Consider the following 18394-nt stretch of genomic DNA (forward strand, 5'->3'; position numbering starts at 1 on the left):
GCTGGTACTCAGACTTTTTTATTTGCCCCGGAACAGCAGGTTTTTCTTTATTAACTCCTTTATTCCCCTGCTTTTTTAATTGGCTTTGGGTATTTTCAGCAGGTTTTTGCAAAGATTGAGTTTCTTTATCTGACTGTTTATGCGGATATGCAGGTTCAGAATTTTCTTTCCTGTCATCGGCAGCCTTTAATTTACTTTCTTTATATATCCCGGCTGACAGCCCTTTTTCAATGGCAGCTTCTCTTTCCTCTTCACTTGCTTCCAGTAAAGTTACTTCAAGCTGCTCTTTCTGTGCATCTTGTTTAATATCTGCTAACTCTTTCTGAATGCGCTCATCCGCTTCTTTATTCTCTTCTGTATAAACGGCAGCAATGACTACCTCTTTATTTTCCTTAAAATAGCCCTGCTTCTTTATCTGAAGGAGAATTTTGTCAGCCACTTCATGAATGCTGTTCTTTTTCCAGCTCTTGATGTTCTGGATAATAAGTTTCCCTTCTTTATTATAAGGAATGAGTTCTACTACCTGATATTCCTGATTGACCCCTAATTCAATACTCGGATTAACGTCTATTGACATATAAGCATACACTTCGTCGTTTTGCAAGAACGGCAGAAAAGACACGATTGCGAGCATCATCGCAAATGCCGCTGCCATTAATCCTTTTCCTCTTGACAATCTAAAAATAGATAGAGGACGAGACAAGTTTCCGTTTTTCAGTTCTATTGGGAAGAATGCAATTTCCTGGCCTATTACGTATGCCCGATCTTGTTTTCGGGCACGCAGAAATTCTCCTTCCGGGGTTAATAGGGTTAAAAAACGTTCGTTTATTTCCATGATTATACCTGTTTTCACGTTTCCAACACCCCTTTGATATAATCCATTAAAAAGACATAATCGCCAGTTAATATCAGTGATATGGCAATTATATATTTTCTATTTCTCTCTATTGTTTTTCTGCTTAAAGATACATAACCCTCCAGCTGTTTGATCGGCAGCTTTTTTTTGTCAAAAAGAATACTTTTGAGCTCTTCATTTTCAACCAGAATTTTGGCTACAGTCATCGCATTTTTTCGTGCATCCGCATGTTTTGGCGATTGTTCAATCAGATCACTGAAGGTAAGTCCGAATTCCTGAAGGATTAGCGTAAACTGGATAATTTCTTCTTTCCTCAGCTCTTCATCTGTTTTTTTCCTGTAGTCTTCAATGGACAATTCGGCTTCTATTGCCGAGCCGGCAGTATCATCATCTTCCAGTTTAGAGACTCCATTAAAACTGAGATTCTGAAATTTGGATTGCTTGCGGATATAATCAATAACCCGCCTTTTAATCAGCACTTCAGAAAAACTGATCAATGAACTTCCCTTATCAGGACTGTACTTTTGAATGGCTTCATTAAAGGCTATGAGGCCAATGCTAAATTCATCATCAGATTCATGAATATATCTCTTGCATACTGCTGATACTGTTTTAGCAATAAACGGCTTATATGACTCTATTAACTCATTATTTAATGCTGTATCTCCCTGCTGTATTAACTCTACCGTTTCTTCGAGCGATCTTTTCCGCTTTTTCGGCATAAACAATAAACCCAGCAATAGCCCCACCTCTTTTCAAATCACATTATATCATACGGCGTCCAATCCGTATTATGGGCAGGGGCTAATGTAAAAGCTTTAATTCTCTTTATTAAAACTCATATGATTCCACCTCATGATTAAGTTAAAGCGGCCGCTTGTTCATTACAACTGTACGGATTCATGAAAGAGATTTGTGGGGGTAATGTAAAAAATATTTTAAAAAAGAAAAAAGCTTTAGCACCACTAAAGTAATTAGTGTGGCAAAGCTTTTTTGATCAATAAAACTTAACTTTGAACCGTTGACTTTCTCCATTTTAGGATTAACCACCTGATCAGCAGGCCAGTTACTACACCAGGAATAACAAAGATCATAGGTAGAAAGACCGGCCCAAAAAACATTCCGAACAATTTTAGTTTTGTTGAGTACATAAGTCCTACTGTGACAAAATAGGCACTGAATACAAAAGGAAGGAATGATAATTCTTCCTTTTCCGGCATAGCACTGCGGTATGCATCCCACATTGCATACATGTAAAGACAAGGGTAAAACATGAGCCACTGATAATTAAGGACATGAACAGCTTTATCAATTTCGCCCATAAAACTGAACATGATAGCCGAATTAAAATGGCTGGATACATTAATGATAAATTCAAGGACGACAAACAATGTCCCCTTCCACAGCTGCCCCGCCAATAATTGGCTAAAACCTGGCAATGCAATACTCCAAAAAACCGCTTCTAGTTTACTGAGTTTTTTCATTTCATTACCACCAGCTACAAGTCGATACTTATATTGTGCTCTGAATATTGGTCGATTATCAAAAAAATTTCCAGATATTTTCCTGAAACACCTAGTCTTTAACGTAAAAAAAGACCCCTTTATTTGAAGGAGCCTTCATCAGATCTAGAAATTATCATCCCGTTTCTGTTTTTTCTTTGCATCGTCATCACTTTTGACAATTTTTAATAATTCCTCCAGCATGGCTGCCATATCATCTCTGCTGTAAGATTTTGCATCATAGGTTTGAAGCTGATCTTTGTCTTCGTCATTATTGTGATTCCGGTTTTTGTCCACTCTTTCTTCAAGCAGGTAAGCAGGCACTAAGTGGCCATCCGGTGTTGCATACATTTTATTTAATCGCCGTGTATCCTTGTCAAAAAAGCTATATACAACTGGTATGACAAATAATGTCAGGAACGTACTGCTGATCAGTCCGCCAATCAGAGTAATTCCCATAGGCTGGTTAATTTCTGTTCCTTCTCCAATGCCAAGTGCTAAAGGCACTAATCCAAGTATAGTAGTTAAGGCCGTCATGAATATTGGCCTTGCACGGTCCTTAACTGAAATGATTATGGCATCGTAGCTCTTAAGACCCTGCTCTTTCTTTTGGTTAATATAATCGACAATGACTATTGCATTATTAACTACAATGCCTGCAAGTACAATTATCCCGATTATGGCTGTTAAACTAATAGGTGACTGGGTTGCAGTAAGAGCAATTGCCACGCCTATCACCATGAGAGGCACAGTAAACATGATAACTAGCGGATACTTTAGCGACTCAAATTGAGCTGCCATGACAAGATAAATAAACACGATTGCCAGTACAAATGCCAGAATCAGGTCATCAATGGATGATTCCAGCAATTCTCTGTCACCGCTAAAAACGATTTCTGTTTCATCCGGCAATTTCAGATCTGCAATTTCTTTATCCACTTCTTTTGACATGGCACCCATGTTTGTAGAAGACTTGTACTTTAAAGTAAATTGGACAGCATCCTGCTGATTTATCCGCTGAATATTTACCGGTCCTTCTCCGCGCTCTATATTGGCTACATCACTCAGAGCGGCGGCGTAATTGCCATCTGGCTTTTTAATTAGCAATTTCTTCAAATTCTCTATATCCTGTGTGACTTCCCGATCGTACTCCACAAAAACGCCATATATATTGGATTCTTCATCTATCATTTGTGTTGCACGATTGCCTTGGGTTACATCATTTACTGTCATGGCTACCTGGGCGGGAGCCAGGCCCTGCTCAAGAGCCTTTTCACGGTCCACAGTAATTTGAATTTCCTCAACGGTATCCATGAGGTCAGTCGATAATTCGGTTACATCATCAAGGTCTTTCAATGCATTATAGATTTTATCTACATTTTCCGTTAAGCGGTTTGGATCTGTATCCCTCACACTGAAGGTCAGTGTATTCGGTGATGTACCTGCTGTTGATTGAGTATTAAATGAGAGTTCTGCAGTTTCATTAACCTTTGATGCAGCACTTTCCAAATCCTTTTTTACCTCATCGACAAATTCAAACGTTGACCTTTCCCGCTGATCCAGCTCTTTCATTTTGATATACAATTCAGCGATATTGGCATTTTTCAAGCCCCGGAAGGACCCTTCCTGTGTAGTTCCGATGAGACTGACAAATGTATCTACATCTTCTTCATCTTTCAATTCTTCCTCTATAGCTGATACAGCCTTTTCTGTTTCTGAAAGTGCAGTGCCGTTCTCAAGCTCCATACGCACCGTAAAAAAGCCCTCATCTGCATTTGGCAGAAATTGCGTCCCTACTGTGGTCAATCCAAAGCTGCCCGCTGCTAATAACAGCATGGTAATAGCTATTACCGCTGCACGATTCCGCAAGGACCACTTGATGGATTTTTCAAGTGATCGCATTAAGCCTGTTTCCTGCCTTTTGATCTCCATGTTTGTTTTTGGAGACTTCAGCAGCCTGCTCGCAAGCATCGGCACTACTGTCAGGGCAACAACCAGAGATGCAAATAAGCTAAAGGAAATGGTCAGGGCAAACTCCTTAAACAATTCACCGATTATTCCAGTTATAAATACTACTGGGAGGAATACTGCAACTGTCGTCAGTGTGGAAGCCGTAATTGCACTTCCTACTTCTTTTGCCCCAACACTTGCCGCCGTTTTCGGATCTTTCCCCATTGATAAGTGGCGGTATATATTCTCAATAACCACGATGGAATTATCCACCAGCATGCCTATTCCAAGCGCCAATCCGCCAAGAGTCATAATATTTAAGGTGAAATCGGAAAAATACATTAACACAAACGTGAAAATAACTGAATAAGGAATAGAAATTCCGATGATGAGCGGACTTTTGACATTTTTCAAAAAGAAAAACAGCACAATCATAGCAAAAATACCGCCGAGAATCAGTGAATTGGAGATATTTCCTATTGCAAGACTTATATAATCCCCCTGGTCGAATAGAATTTCTGATTTAATATTTTCAAACTGTTCCTTTTCAAGAAGATTATCCAATTGCTTTATAAATTGGTCTGAAACCTCTGCCGTATTAGCATCGGATTGCTGCAGGACACTCAGTAAGACAGACGGAGCCTGGTTTGTGCGCGTGATGGTGCGATCATCCTGGCTGGTCAGCTGAACCTCTGAGATATCATCAAGGCTTACTTTATTGCCTGTTGCAGGGTCAACTGTTACCGTAAGTTTTTTCAGTGTATCCAGGGAATCAATGGAGCTGATAATTCTGGTTGTCAGCTCTTTTCCCTCAGTCAAAACAGGATCACCCGGCATTGAAATATTATTGGATTCAATTACATCCACAACATCCGCCTGGCTAAGTTGGAAATCTCTAAGCTTTTCCTGGTCAAGTTCCACTCTTACTTCCTTAATCGCAGTTCCAGAGAGATTTACACTTGCTACTCCTTCAACTTTAGTCAGTTCAAGGTTCAATTCTTCAGCAAGCCTTCTTAATGCTTCAGGCTCCTCATCTGCACTAAGAGATAATTGAATAATAGGAAACTGAGCGGGATCAAACTTCATAAATCGCGGTTTATCCGCTTCATCAGGAAGCTTTGTCTGGTCCAGTCTTTGAATGACCTCACTTTGTATTTCATCAATATCTGTAGTCCAAGAAAATTGCATCAAAATGAAATTTGCGCTCTCCTGCGAGGTAGAAGTCAAGGTCTTAATCCCCGGCAATGTTGCCAGATTTTCCTCAAGCGGCTTTGTTACTTTTTCCACCATTTCATCGGGACTTGCTCCAGGATATGAAGTGACTACAACTCCTACAGGAGGATTAAGATCTGGTATGAGTTTTAATGGAATATTTATGAGGGAGACAACCCCTAAAATAAGCACTAAGAACATCGTAACCAATGTAAAAATTGGCCTTTTGATTGAAAAATCGCTTATTCGCACACATTCTGCTCCTTTCAATGACTGTATGAGATAATCTGTGATCGATGCAAGCTGTAAAATTTAACACATTTTAACTATATTAAAGCAGCTATTGCGATGCAAGCAATCAGTGTGCTGCATAATTTGTCCATACAGCTCCTTATCCACAAAAAAAAGCAGCCTAAGCAGCTGCTTTTCTCTATAATTTCTCGATTTTCAAACCCGTAAATCCATAGATTAAGGTGATTGCAGGACTGAGCAGACAGAACAATGAAAACGGCATGTAAGCTGTTGTTTCTACACCTAGAACACCTGTTAGAAATACTCCGCAGACACTCCACGGAACTAATGGGTTTACTACAGTGCCTGCATCTTCAAGAATTCTGGAAAGATTCTTCGGATGCAGCCCGGCTTTTTCAAAAGGCTCCCTGAAAGCATTTCCTGTTAAGAGAATAGACAGGTACTGCTCGCCAAGCAGGAAATTAATCCCGATTGCTGTTCCTGCTGCTGCCGCCACAAGGGCTGACACCCGATTCAAAAACCCTTTGACCCCTTCCAGAAGTGCTGGAAGGATGCCAAGCTTAAAGAATAAACCGCCCATAGAAAGCGCGAGCAATACCAAAGAAATAGAAAACATCATGCTTTCCATGCCGCCTCTTGATAAAAGGGCGTCAACTTCCTCTGAACCGGTATTTGAAGAATATCCCGAAAACAGCAAGGTCATAACTTTTTCCAAGCTGAGGCTTCTTTGGACGATAACGGCTAAGATTAATGCAGACACGATGCCAGCAGACAGCGTAATAATAGCTGATGCTCTTTTAATGGCCATTATAGTCAAAATTGCAAATGGAATCAGGGAGTACCAATGTACCAATCCCTCATCCAGCAAGGTTTTTTTCAGCTCGGCAATCTTTGAGAAATCAGATGCTGCCTCCGATGGTGACAGGAAAGCAAAGATTGCCAGTGAAATGATAAACGAAGGAATCGTTGTCCAGGCCATCGTCTTGATATGCTCAAATAAATCCACCTTAACGGTGGATGATGCCAGGTTCGTTGTATCGGATAGGGGGGACATTTTATCTCCAAAAAATGCGCCGGAAATAACTGCACCAGCCGTAATTGCATCCGAGAGTCCCAAAGCAGAACTGACTCCCATAAACGCCACTCCCAATGTAGCAGCTGTTGTAAGTGAGCTTCCTATACTCATGCCGATGACAGATGCTACCACAAATACAATGGCATAAAAGAACTTTCCATTTACTGCTTCCAAAGCCATGTAAATAAATGTAGGAATCGTGCCGCTCGCCATCCAGCTGCTTATCAGCATCCCGATTAAAAAGAAAATGAAAATAGCTCCTAATCCGGATTGGGCACCTTCAATAAGCCCCTTTTCCAGCTGTATTATAGATACTTTTCTTATTAAACCGTAAGCTATTAACCCCATTATCGCGAAAACAACCGGAATATGGGGAACTGCCCCGGCAAAAATAATTGAATAGCTGATTCCTCCTAAAATGATGAAAGTGACAATGAGTGCCTCCAAGGGCTTTAAACTTAATGCTGCATGATCTTGATGCATAATGTATTCCTCCTAAATTTGCCTGTAATTCAATACAAACAAAAAGAGCCCTCTCGCCTATAGGGACGAAGGAGCTCCGCGGTACCACCCTAATTGATAAGCAATGCTGCTTACCCACTTGTAAAGTATTGTCCTGATTGATGCAGTTGTATTTCGATCATTGCTGCCTGGATTTTCATCGGCCATCCAGTTTCTGTTTGCTGCCGGCAATTACTCTACTTATGCTGCGGACAAGATCTTTAATTGAGAATTCAATTTCTACTTTTCAACTTAAACGCTTTTTAGCGTTAAAGTGTATGTGTTAATACTATATTATCAATTGATAGATATGTCAATAGGATTGAGACAGGAATATATGGAAAGCTAAAACGGCCCATAAAGGGCCGCCAGTTTTATTCCGAATCCATCGGATTATATAGTTTTACATCCGGATTTTTTTCCTGGAACCATCTGAGTGCAAAGTCATTTTCAAAGAGAAAAACGTTTTTGCCGTAACGGTCTTTAACCAGGAGACTTCTTCCGCTGGAAAGATTTTCGTTGACCTCATCGCCTTCGACCCAGCGTGCAATCTTAGAGCCTTGTCTTTCCATATAGACTTCCGTGTTATATTCATTTTTCATGCGGTGTTCAAAGACTTCAAACTGAAGCTGTCCCACTGCACCCAGGAGATACTCTTCCATTTTGACAGTCTTAAAGAGCTGGATGGCTCCTTCCTGAACCAGCTGTTGAATACCCTTATGAAAATGTTTTTGCTTCATGACATTTTTAGCCGTTACTTTAACAAAAAGCTCAGGTGTAAATTGAGGCAGACGCTCATATTGAAAGTTATTTTTGCCAACTGTTAATGTATCGCCTATTTGGTATGTTCCCGGATCATAAATGCCGATGATATCTCCGCTTACTGCAGAATCAACTGTACTCCTGTCATCAGCCATGAATTGTGTAGACTGCGCAAGCTTAATGGACTTGCCGATTCTTGGAATATTCACGGCCATGCCTCGCTCAAATTGCCCTGAACAAATTCTTAAGAATGCGATCCGGTCCCGATGTGCAGGATTCATATTAGCCTGAATTTTAAATATGAACCCAGAAAACTCCTCTGACAGCGGATCAATTTCCCCTGCAGTCGAATTCCTCGGCTGAGGCGGCGGTGCAAATTGCAAATAAGACTCAAGGAAAGTCTGTACCCCAAAGTTTGTCAATGCACTTCCGAAAAACACAGGTGTCAGTTCTCCTTTTGCAATTCTCTCTCTTGAAAACTCATTGCCCGCTTCATTTAGGAGCAAAATTTCTTCAAGCGTCTGATCATATAGCCCAGTATCCTTAATGGAATGGCTGCCCTCTATTTCACCATCCTGATTTAAGGGAATAAAGCGCTCCTCATCCTCTACTCTGAACTGCTCAATTCGATTATTAAACCGGTCATAGATTCCAAGGAATTCTTTCCCCATCCCGATTGGCCAGTTCATTGGGTAAGATTCAATTCCCATGACTTCTTCTAATTCTGCAAGGAGCTCAAGAGGTGCTTTCCCCTGGCGGTCCAGCTTATTCATAAAAGTAAAAATCGGAATTCCTCTCATGCGGCAGACTTTGAATAATTTTAGTGTCTGCTCCTCAATACCTTTGGCTGAGTCGATGATCATAACCGCACTGTCAACGGCAGTCAGAGTGCGATATGTATCCTCACTGAAATCCTGGTGACCAGGGGTATCAAGAATATTAACGCGCGCACCATTATATTCAAACTGCATCACACTGGAGGTAACAGAAATACCGCGCTGCTTTTCAATTTCCATCCAGTCACTTGTCGCATATTTGCCTGTCTTCTTCCCTTTAACTGTACCTGCATCGCGAATGGCACCCCCAAATAATAGGAGCTTTTCGGTCAGCGTCGTTTTACCCGCATCCGGGTGGGAAATGATCGCAAACGTTCGGCGGGATAAAACTTCTTCTTTAAAATTTTTGGACATAGTCGTTCCTCACTTACTTATATGAAAATTTGTTGATCTGGCAATCAATGTGTCACTTAATTATTGCAATACCTTCAATTTTATCTCTCTCAAGTAAAGTTTGCAACGCATTTAAGATTGCATATTTCTTTTTATTACTCTTTTTGAGGCTTATAATAGGGAAACTAAATGTAAAAAAGGGGTGAATAAATGGACACAATTACTCATACTCTATTCGGCTTGAGCCTTTATGGTGCAGTTGACAAAACGGATATGGATAAAAATTCCAGAAGGGCATATTTGCTTACCGCTGTTGGGGCAAGCCAAATTCCGGATATTGATGTCATCTCGCGCTTATGGGATACGGAAGGACTTTATCAGATGTGGCACAGGGGGATTACCCATTCCGTTTTTCTGACTCCGCTGTGGGCTCTGCTGTTTCTGCTGCTCTCCTTTTTGCTATTCAGAGTCAAGGATAAGAAACTTTTTCTGCTGGGATGGCTTGCAGTTTTCATACATAATACCAGTGATCTATTTAATGCATGGGGAACAGGTTATTTGGAGCCTTTTTCAGCTTTGAGGGTTACTTTTGGTACGATTCCGATTGTTGATTTAGTGTTTTGGGCCATAATAGGAACAGCTTTTTTCTTTACAAAAAGGAATAAATCAAAATCCCCCTATTATTTTAAAATGGCATGGGCATTTATGCTTCTGCACGTAGTAATTCAAAGCGCACAGGGATACCTCATTTATAAGCAGTATGACGATCACTATGAGCAAGTTGCCCTATCGGCAGAGTTTATACCGTGGACTTATTCTGTTATTACCAAGAAAGATGGCGAAGTCACAATATTTCATGATAATCTATTTACTGAAAAGAAAACCCGGTATGTGCTTCAATCGGAAGAAACAGCTGATTTGGACAAGTTGTTTTCACAATCCCCTGAAGCTAAAACACTTTATGAATGGTCCCCATTTGTCGTTCTTGTTGATGATGATGAAAGGCTTGGACTCTACGATCCCCGTTTTTACAGAAACGGCCAGTCATTTTTATTTGAATATATTGAAAAAAACACTGAAAGATGAGCGCTCCCGCTCATCTTTTTCCGTTTATACCCATTATTTTCTTCGTGCATACTATTTTCATGAATTTATTCCTTTTGTACATAATACAACTATTGAGCTTTATAAGCCGTTTCATAAGGGAATAGGATTATTGGCGCCAGAACTCTCCCTGCTGATTTTTGCCGGGAAAACTACTACATAGTGAAGAGGTGTAAACATGAACTTTATTTGGGGGATATTCGGTATTATTGTCATTTTAGGGATAGCCTTCCTGCTTTCAAGCAATAGAAGGGCGATAAGTTTAAGAACAGTAGCAGGCGGGCTTGCCATTCAGCTGATTTTCGCCTTTCTCGTTCTTAAATGGGAAGGCGGCAGAAAGGGTTTGGAATGGCTCACAATGAAGGTAAACGACATAATCAATTATGCCAATCAGGGGATAAATTTTTTATTTGGCGGCTTGTTTACAGATGAATCTGGCATTACCTTCGTTTTCGCACTTCAGGTTTTGCCTGTTGTAATCTTTTTTTCATCACTGATTTCCGTCCTCTACTACTTAAGGATTATGCAGTTTTTCATTAAAATTCTCGGCGGGGGACTGGCTAAGCTTCTCGGAACCAGAAAAGCTGAATCCATGTCGGCAGCAGCCAATATATTTGTGGGTCAAACAGAGGCACCGCTTGTGGTCCGTCCATATATCGCTAATATGACAAAATCAGAGTTATTTGCGGTCATGACCGGGGGCCTTGCTTCTGTGGCAGGATCTGTTTTGATTGGTTATTCTTTACTGGGAGTGCCTCTCGAATATCTTCTGGCCGCAAGCTTCATGGCGGCACCGGCTGGGCTGGTCCTTGCCAAAGTAATGCTTCCTGAAACGGAAGAAAAAGAAGAGCCTAAAGAATTTGATATGGAAGTGGATAGCGATTCTGCTAACGTCATTGATGCCGCCGCAAAAGGTGCAAGTGTCGGACTGGAGCTCGCTTTAAATATCGGAGCCATGCTGCTGGCCTTTATTGCATTGGTTGCTTTGATTAACGGACTTCTTGGATGGGTTGGAGGATTATTTGGGTTAGAAGGCTTAACGCTCGAAATCATTTTGGGATATGTTTTCTCGCCTCTTGCGTTTGCTATAGGAGTTCCATGGTCAGAAGCCGTACAGGCTGGAAACTATATTGGCCAGAAGCTGATTTTGAATGAGTTTGTTGCTTATTCTGCTTTTGCGCCGGATATCCCAACTTTATCTGATAAAACGGTGGCAATTGTAAGCTTTGCCCTTTGCGGATTTGCCAATATTTCTTCATTGGGCATTCTGCTTGGAGGACTTGGGGGATTGGCTCCAAATCGCAGGCAGGATATTGCCCGGCTTGGCTTGAAGGCAGTTGCTGCCGGCGCCCTCGCATCTATGCTAAGTGCCGCCATAGCTGGAATGCTGTTTTAATGAATTTTGGTATATGGAAAATCCCCCCGCAGGCCGGGGGGATTTTTTCTATTTCCTTAAATAATAGATAACGGATTCATATGGCCTTAAATGGATGGTCTCCGCAGCTGGAGGTGACTGATTGTAATTGGTCAGTAAGATTTCTCCTTTATATTCATCTGCGTGAATGTGATCAGGAAGGGTAAACGATGTTTCTTTCCCATAAAAATTATTTACGACCAACAGTTTTTCATTGTCACCATTTCGAACATAAGCAAATACATCAGGGTGATCCTCAGAAATCAGTTCATAGTCGCCATAGGTGATAATATCGTACTGCTTGCGAAGCTGGATGAGCTTTTTATAATGATAAAATATAGAATTCTCGTCCTTTAATGCTTTTTCGGCGTTGATTTCCCTGTAATTGGCTGCAACATGAATCCATGGTGTTCCATCGGTGAATCCGGCATTTTCAGAGCTATCCCACTGAACCGGTGTCCGGGAGTTATCGCGCGATTTGCTTTTGAGAATATTAATAATTTCTTCTTCTGCCATTCCTTTTTCCTTAAGGATAGAATAAACATTCAATGATTCTACATCTCGGTATTCATCTATGCTCTCAAAGCCCGGGTTCGTCATGCCAAACTCTTCACCCTGATAAATATATGGAGTTCCCTGCATCATATGAATGGCTGTCGCCAGCATTTTTGCAGATTCCCGGTGATAGTGTTTGTCATCGCCATATCTTGATACAATCCGAGGCTGATCATGATTGCACCAAAATAGGGCATTCCACCCTCCGCCCTTATGCATTTCTTTTTGCCATTTCGATAATATCTGTTTTAAAGCCCTAAAATCAAATTCAGCTAGTGCCCATTTCTCCCCATTGGGGTAGTCCACTTTTAAATGATGAAAATTGAACGTCATGCTTAATTCTTCCCGCTCGGGATTGGAATATTTTATACAATGATCAATTGTTGTAGATGACATTTCCCCGACTGTCATACTGTCGTACTTTGAGAAGACTTTTTTATTCATTTCATGCATGAATTCATGAACACGAGGGCCGTCTGTATAGAACTTCCTGCCGTCCCCCGGAGGTACAGAACCGTCATCATCCGGAAACTCCTGATCTTTAGAAATAAGATTGATTACGTCTAGTCTAAAGCCATCAACACCTTTTTTAAACCAGAATTCCATCATGTCATACACTTTGCTGCGCAGCTCTTCATTTTCCCAATTGAGATCTGCCTGTGTAACATCAAAAAGGTGAAGATAGTATTGGCCGGTTGCTTCATCATATTCCCATGCATTTCCGCCGAATTTGGATTCCCAGTTTGTCGGCTCGCTTCCATCTGCCTTTGGGTCTTTCCAGATATAAAAATCCCGATACGGATTGTTTTTGGATTTTTTTGCTTCCTGAAACCATTCATGTTCAGTGGATGTATGGTTAACAACAATGTCCATAATGATTTTTATGTCACGCTTATGAGCTTCTTCAAGAAGCTTATCAAAGTCTGCCATTGTTCCATATTCTTCATGAATGCTGAAATAGTCGCTGATGTCGTATCCGTTATCACGCTGTGGAGATTTATAGATTGGTGTCAGCCAGACAACATCCACACCTAATTCTTTTAAGTAATCAAGCTTGGCAATAATTCCGGGAATGTCTCCAACTCCATTTCCTGTCGTGTCGTTAAAGCTTTTCGGATAAATTTGATATACTACTGCTTTTTTCCACCACGGTTGTTTCATTTAGAATCACCTGTTTTAGTTTTTTTAGATAATGCTTTTCTTTTAGCTGTTAAATAGAAGCACCTGAGTTTCGTATGGACGAAGTTTAATTGTTCTGCTAATTTGTATATCTTTATAATTCCCAATCAACGGTTCGAATTTTTTCTCCTGAATGTCTGCAGGGAGTTCTGCTTCAGTGTTATCGCCATAGAAGTTGCACATGACTAGAAGAATCTGATTGCCAAGTGTTCTTGTATAGGCGTAGACTTCGGGATGATGATGAAGTATAAGGTTATACTTTCCGTAAATAATAATTTCATTTTTCTTCCTAAGTTCAATAAGCTTTTTATAATAATGAAAAACAGAGTCAGGTTTTTTCATGGCCTTTTCGACATTAATGTCTTTATAGTTTTGATTTACTTTTATCCATGGGGTTCCTTCCGTAAATCCTCCGTGCCTGGAAGAATCCCATTGCATTGGTGTCCTTGCATTGTCACGCCCTTTTGCATAGATGGCCTCCAGTGCCTTTTCCTCTGTCCAGCCATCGTTAAGAGCTTCATTATAAAAGTTAAGTGTTTCTATATCTCTGTATTCATCAATGCTTGAGTACCGGACATTCGTCATTCCTATTTCTTCGCCCTGATAAATATATGGAGTTCCCTTCATCATATGCAGCAATGTTGCCAGCATCTTTGCTGAACATCATACTTCGATAAGGCCTTTTCATTCATCTCCTGCAGGTATTCATGAATTTTTGGGCCGTTTCGATAATACTTGCTTCCAGAACCATATTTCTTCCCGGGCTTAGGTTCATCATCAGGAAGTCCCTCCACTTTGGAGATAAAGTTGACCACATCCATTCTGAATCCATCAATCCCTTTTTCGAGCCACCAGGTCATCATGTCGTATATTTCTTTTCTCAATTTAGGATTCTCCCAGTTTAGATCAGGCTGTTTTTTTGAAAACAGGTGCAAATAGTATTCTCCTGTACGTTCGTCAAGCTCCCAGGCAGATCCGCCGAAATTGCTGCCCCAGTTATTCGGCTCTTTTCCATTCTTTCCTTCACGCCAAATATAGTAATCCCTATATGGATTATCTTTCGATTTCCTTGCTTCTGAAAACCAGATATGCTCGTCTGAACTATGGTTCACCACCAGGTCCATAATGAGTTTGATGCCTCTTTTATGCAACTCTCCAAGAAGCTGTTCCCAATCCTTCATTGTTCCAAACTCACGCATAATATCCTGATAATCACTGATATCATAGCCATTATCATCATTTGGAGATTTATAAACTGGAGAAAGCCAGACCACATCAATTCCAAGCTCTTTCAAGTAATCAAGCCTTGAGATAATTCCCTGTAAATCTCCTATTCCATCTCCATTGCTATCCATGAAGCTCCGAGGGTAGATTTGATAAACCACACTTTCTTTCCACCATTGCTTCTTCATAATGCGACCTCCGGTACAATAAAAATTTGAGTATGCCTAAAAATGGCGATACCATGGAATCATAGAACCCCATGGCATCAATCATTTTATTTAAGCTTTTTTAAATTTCGAGAAAGCTAAAGTTAATACAAACGGCACAACAAGAGCGATTCCCATTCCGATAAAGAAAGCACCCCAGTTTTCCGCAAAGATGGAGAAGAATGCCGGCAAGCCTCCTACACCGATCGAAGGTGCCTTAACTGCATTAATAGTGATGAATATTCCTGCAATCGCTGACCCTATAATCGCTGCAAAAAACGGGTATTTGAAGCGAAGGTTAACCCCAAACATTGCCGGCTCGGTAACGCCCAGCCATGCTGATATTGAAGATGTAAGCGCAAGCCCTTTCAGCTTTTCGTTCCCTTTGCTTAACAGCATCATGGCAAAAGCGGCGGAACCCTGTGCGATATTGGACAGTGCCACCATCGGCCATAAAAACGTTCCGCCAATACTGCCGATTAGCTACAGATCAACTGCCAGGAATGTATGATGCATGCCAGTGATAACTAAAGGTGCATATAATCCTCCATAAATCAAGCCTCCAAGGGCTGGAACAGCATCAAAGATTCCGACAACTCCATTTGTAATCCAGCTGCCGATCGTGAATGTAATTGGTCCAATGGCAATAAAAGAAAGAAATCCAGTGATCAGTAAAGCTATTGGCGCGACAGTCAGAAGCTGAAAAGCATCAGGAATTCTTTTTCGAAGAAATGCCTCTATCTTAGCCAATACGTATGAAGCAAATAATACAGGCAATACCTGGCCCTGATAACCTACCTTTTCAACTTCAAGACCAAATAAATTCCACTTCGGAACTTCCTCTGCTGCACCATAGCCCCATGCATTTAAAAGATCCGGATGCACTAGCATCAAACCAAGCACCATACCAAGAAGCGGACTTCCGCCAAACCTGTTTACAGCACTCCATCCAATCAAACCTGGAAGGAATACGAAAGCGGTATTGGCAATCAGGTTAATGATGCTCGCCAGATCAGCCCAGTTTGTATAAACTTCAACAAACGACTTATCATCGAAGAAAATATCCGGCGCTGTCATAATGTTGTTGATTCCCATCAGCAAACCAGCTGTTACGATAGCCGGGAGGATTGGAATAAAAATATCCGCCAGTGTTTTAATTCCGCGCTGCAAAGGATTTAAGTTTTCGGCAGCAGCACTTTTGGTTTCTTCTTTTGACGATTCGCCGATTCCGGTTGCATCTGTCATTTCTTTATATACTTTATCAACGAGGCCTTGTCCGATCACAACCTGGAATTGTCCATTGGTGGAAAAGGAACCTTTCACAATATCAATATCTTCGAGCTTTTCTTTATTGACTTTTCCTTCATCTTTTAACGCAAAACGCAGCCGTGTTACACAATGAGTGGCCGCAGCGATATTATCCCTGCCCCCGATAGCTTCTACGATTTGCTCTGCTGACTCTTTATTTGTGGCCATTCTAAACTCTCCTCCTGTTACCGTTTTCATATTAAAGAAAAAAACAGTTATAAGGTTCTTATTATCGTTCTCGATTTTTATAAATCTATCCATTACACACAAACTAACTTGTATATACATGAACTGTTTACGCTTTCATTTTATCTTGTATATACATGTCAGTCAACTATTTTTTCTTTTCCTTCTTTTCTATACCCATTCACTCAGTTCGAAAGCCATAAAATAGAAAAACCGGCTTCGAAGACTAATCGTCTGCAAAGCCGGTTTCTAAACCAGTAGGCTATTTTCTTTTATCATCACCATCATCATCTTTAGTGAGATCACGGGTAGATTTCTTAAATTCTTTTAAGGTCTCCCCGAATGCTCTCCCTATTTCAGGAAGTTTCTTAGGACCAAAAATAATAAGAGCCAGAACCAGGATGAGAATTAAACCTGGAATACCGATGTTTGATAACATGCTGAACACTCCTTATATATCATATCGCTTGAAACAGCAGTAATCATGTTCATTGTCCATTATAGGGGATTGGCTCAAAAAATCATAGTTTTTATAATTTCTCATTCTCCCACTGCATTAAGGCACGATCAAGTTCTTCGAGTACTTCACCAATTTTGCGGTCATGGATCACTTCATCAGCATAAAAGTCAAAATCAGTGGGTCCCATGTTAATAATTACCAGTTTTGCTCCGTTTTGTTTCGCTATCAGCGGAAACTGATTGGCCGGTGTCACAGTCAAGGATGATCCCAGAACTATAAAAAGTTCTGCCTTTTCTGATTCTTCTGCTGCAAAATCTAAAGCCTGCTCAGTCAGCATTTCTCCAAACAGAACTACTGAAGGACGAAGCATCCCCCCGCAATTACATCGAATGTGTCCATGCAAATACCCCTCGCTTGGGTACTCTTTTTTACATTCCTGGCAATGGAGTGTCTGCAGATTCCCATGAAGCTCTGATAAACTTTCACTCCCGGCCAGCCGATGAAATCCATCAACATTCTGTGTGATAATACTCTTTAAAATGCCTCTCTTTTCCCAATCAGCAAGAATATAGTGGCCTTTATGGGGGCTGCACTCCTTGAGCCCGATTACCCGGTGCCGATAAAATTCTATAAACTCCTTCACATTTTCATTCAATGCTTCAGTACTGGCAATTTTCCCAGGGTCTTTCCCGTTCCATAAGCCATTATTGGCTGACCTGAAATCAGGCAGCCCGCTTTCCGTTGACATTCCTGCTCCAGATAGTATTACTGTATAATTTGATTCCTTCAGCCATTTCTCAAGCATAAATATCAGCTCCCACTAAAATATTGTCACAGCTTTGAAGGCTGTTTCCATTTTTTTCTCCTGGTTAAATGTTTATGTCATGTCAGGTATGCGGTAAATAATAGATTATAATTGTTTTTACGAATTATCAATATAGGAGTGATGGCTATGCCTGAAATAGAAACGAAAGACTATAAAGACGGCTATAAAAAATTTTCTTCCAGAGCAAAACGCTATGCGGAGGTTCCCGACAAAACAAAAGGCCTGCTAAAAAAGGCTACACTTAAAGCAGATAAAAACAAATCTTCATTAAGTGATATATGGGAAAAGTTTCAGCTGCTGATCGAATTTCAGGTGAACTTGAGAAATTTAAAGACTTGAAAGGTAGCCGGACTATTGAAATGAAATAATTATCAAATGCTGTCTATTTTAATATTGTCTGCTATAATAATAATGGAAAGTATTCATGCCTGTTAAAATTAAATAGCAAGAAATGTAGGGGAACCGGTGTGCCGGTTGAGACTTCATCCTTAAGATGCTGACCCTTTGAACCTGATCTGGCTAATACCGGCGTAGGGAACATATTCTTAAACATAATAAAATGTTTTTTATATGCGTCCCGGTATTATGCCGGGGCGTTTTTTATTTTTCTGGGCAGACTAATATCAACTTTCCTTACTACATTAAGCTTTTGG

At 40.6% G+C, this 18394-nt stretch carries 11 protein-coding genes, 3 pseudogenes and 1 riboswitch; of the genes and pseudogenes, 3 read left to right on the top strand and 11 right to left on the bottom strand.

Annotated elements, in window-relative coordinates; genetic code table 11:
- Positions 1-256: 256 nt before the first annotated feature.
- The 6 genes and pseudogenes from BFI01S_RS24700 to BFI01S_RS11025 all read right to left on the bottom strand — a co-directional run.
- Positions 257-835 (bottom strand): annotated as a pseudogene (locus BFI01S_RS24700) (anti-sigma factor domain-containing protein); the annotation flags it as partial.
- A 14-nt stretch (positions 836-849) separates the two neighbouring features.
- Positions 850-1596, bottom strand: a complete 747-nt coding sequence (sigI, locus tag BFI01S_RS11005; protein WP_061792665.1) for an RNA polymerase sigma factor SigI — start codon at positions 1594-1596, stop codon at positions 850-852.
- A 267-nt stretch (positions 1597-1863) separates the two neighbouring features.
- Positions 1864-2340, bottom strand: coding sequence for a hypothetical protein (locus BFI01S_RS11010; RefSeq protein WP_061792666.1), 477 nt, complete (start codon positions 2338-2340; stop codon positions 1864-1866).
- 144 nt (positions 2341-2484) lie between these two features.
- Positions 2485-5772, bottom strand: coding sequence for an efflux RND transporter permease subunit (locus BFI01S_RS11015; protein WP_082804512.1), 3288 nt, complete (start codon positions 5770-5772; stop codon positions 2485-2487).
- A gap of 178 nt (positions 5773-5950) precedes the next feature.
- Complete coding sequence (nhaC, locus tag BFI01S_RS11020) at positions 5951-7330, bottom strand: Na+/H+ antiporter NhaC (RefSeq protein ID WP_061792667.1); 1380 nt, start codon at positions 7328-7330, stop codon at positions 5951-5953.
- Between the two features lie 392 nt (positions 7331-7722).
- Positions 7723-9300: a peptide chain release factor 3 gene (locus BFI01S_RS11025; protein ID WP_061792668.1), complete on the bottom strand. Its 1578-nt coding sequence runs from the start codon at positions 9298-9300 to the stop codon at positions 7723-7725.
- Positions 9301-9489: 189 nt separating this feature from the next.
- On the opposite strand from BFI01S_RS11025, the gene BFI01S_RS11030 reads away from it, so the two are divergent.
- Both BFI01S_RS11030 and BFI01S_RS11035 read left to right on the top strand, forming a co-directional pair.
- Positions 9490-10365 carry a metal-dependent hydrolase gene (locus BFI01S_RS11030; RefSeq protein ID WP_061792669.1) on the top strand — a complete coding sequence of 292 codons (876 nt, stop codon included), beginning with the start codon at positions 9490-9492 and terminating at the stop codon, positions 10363-10365.
- A gap of 196 nt (positions 10366-10561) precedes the next feature.
- Complete coding sequence (locus BFI01S_RS11035) at positions 10562-11779, top strand: NupC/NupG family nucleoside CNT transporter (RefSeq protein WP_061792670.1); 1218 nt, start codon at positions 10562-10564, stop codon at positions 11777-11779.
- A 48-nt stretch (positions 11780-11827) separates the two neighbouring features.
- Here the strand turns inward: BFI01S_RS11035 and treC are convergent, their stop codons facing one another.
- The 5 genes and pseudogenes from treC to BFI01S_RS11060 all read right to left on the bottom strand — a co-directional run bounded on the left by treC (position 11828) and on the right by BFI01S_RS11060 (position 17720).
- A complete protein-coding gene (gene treC / locus BFI01S_RS11040) occupies positions 11828-13513 on the bottom strand; it encodes an alpha,alpha-phosphotrehalase (RefSeq protein ID WP_061792671.1) in 1686 nt (561 codons plus the stop codon).
- A 42-nt stretch (positions 13514-13555) separates the two neighbouring features.
- Positions 13556-14943 (bottom strand): annotated as a pseudogene (locus BFI01S_RS11045) (glycoside hydrolase family 13 protein).
- 90 nt (positions 14944-15033) lie between these two features.
- A pseudogene (gene treP, locus BFI01S_RS11050) lies at positions 15034-16437 on the bottom strand (PTS system trehalose-specific EIIBC component).
- A gap of 280 nt (positions 16438-16717) precedes the next feature.
- Entirely contained in the window at positions 16718-16894 is a 177-nt protein-coding gene (gene tatA / locus BFI01S_RS11055; RefSeq protein ID WP_061792672.1) for a twin-arginine translocase TatA/TatE family subunit, read from the bottom strand.
- A 91-nt stretch (positions 16895-16985) separates the two neighbouring features.
- Positions 16986-17720 carry an NAD-dependent deacylase gene (locus BFI01S_RS11060; RefSeq protein WP_061792673.1) on the bottom strand — a complete coding sequence of 245 codons (735 nt, stop codon included), beginning with the start codon at positions 17718-17720 and terminating at the stop codon, positions 16986-16988.
- 147 nt (positions 17721-17867) lie between these two features.
- Between BFI01S_RS11060 and BFI01S_RS11065 the strand changes: the two genes are divergently transcribed.
- Positions 17868-18080, top strand: a complete 213-nt coding sequence (locus BFI01S_RS11065; RefSeq protein ID WP_235831158.1) for a hypothetical protein — start codon at positions 17868-17870, stop codon at positions 18078-18080.
- 106 nt (positions 18081-18186) lie between these two features.
- Positions 18187-18295, top strand: a riboswitch (TPP riboswitch).
- Positions 18296-18394 lie beyond the last annotated feature (99 nt).

The organism is Cytobacillus firmus NBRC 15306 (assembly GCF_001591465.1).
Classification (GTDB): domain Bacteria; phylum Bacillota; class Bacilli; order Bacillales; family Cytobacillaceae; genus Cytobacillus; species Cytobacillus firmus.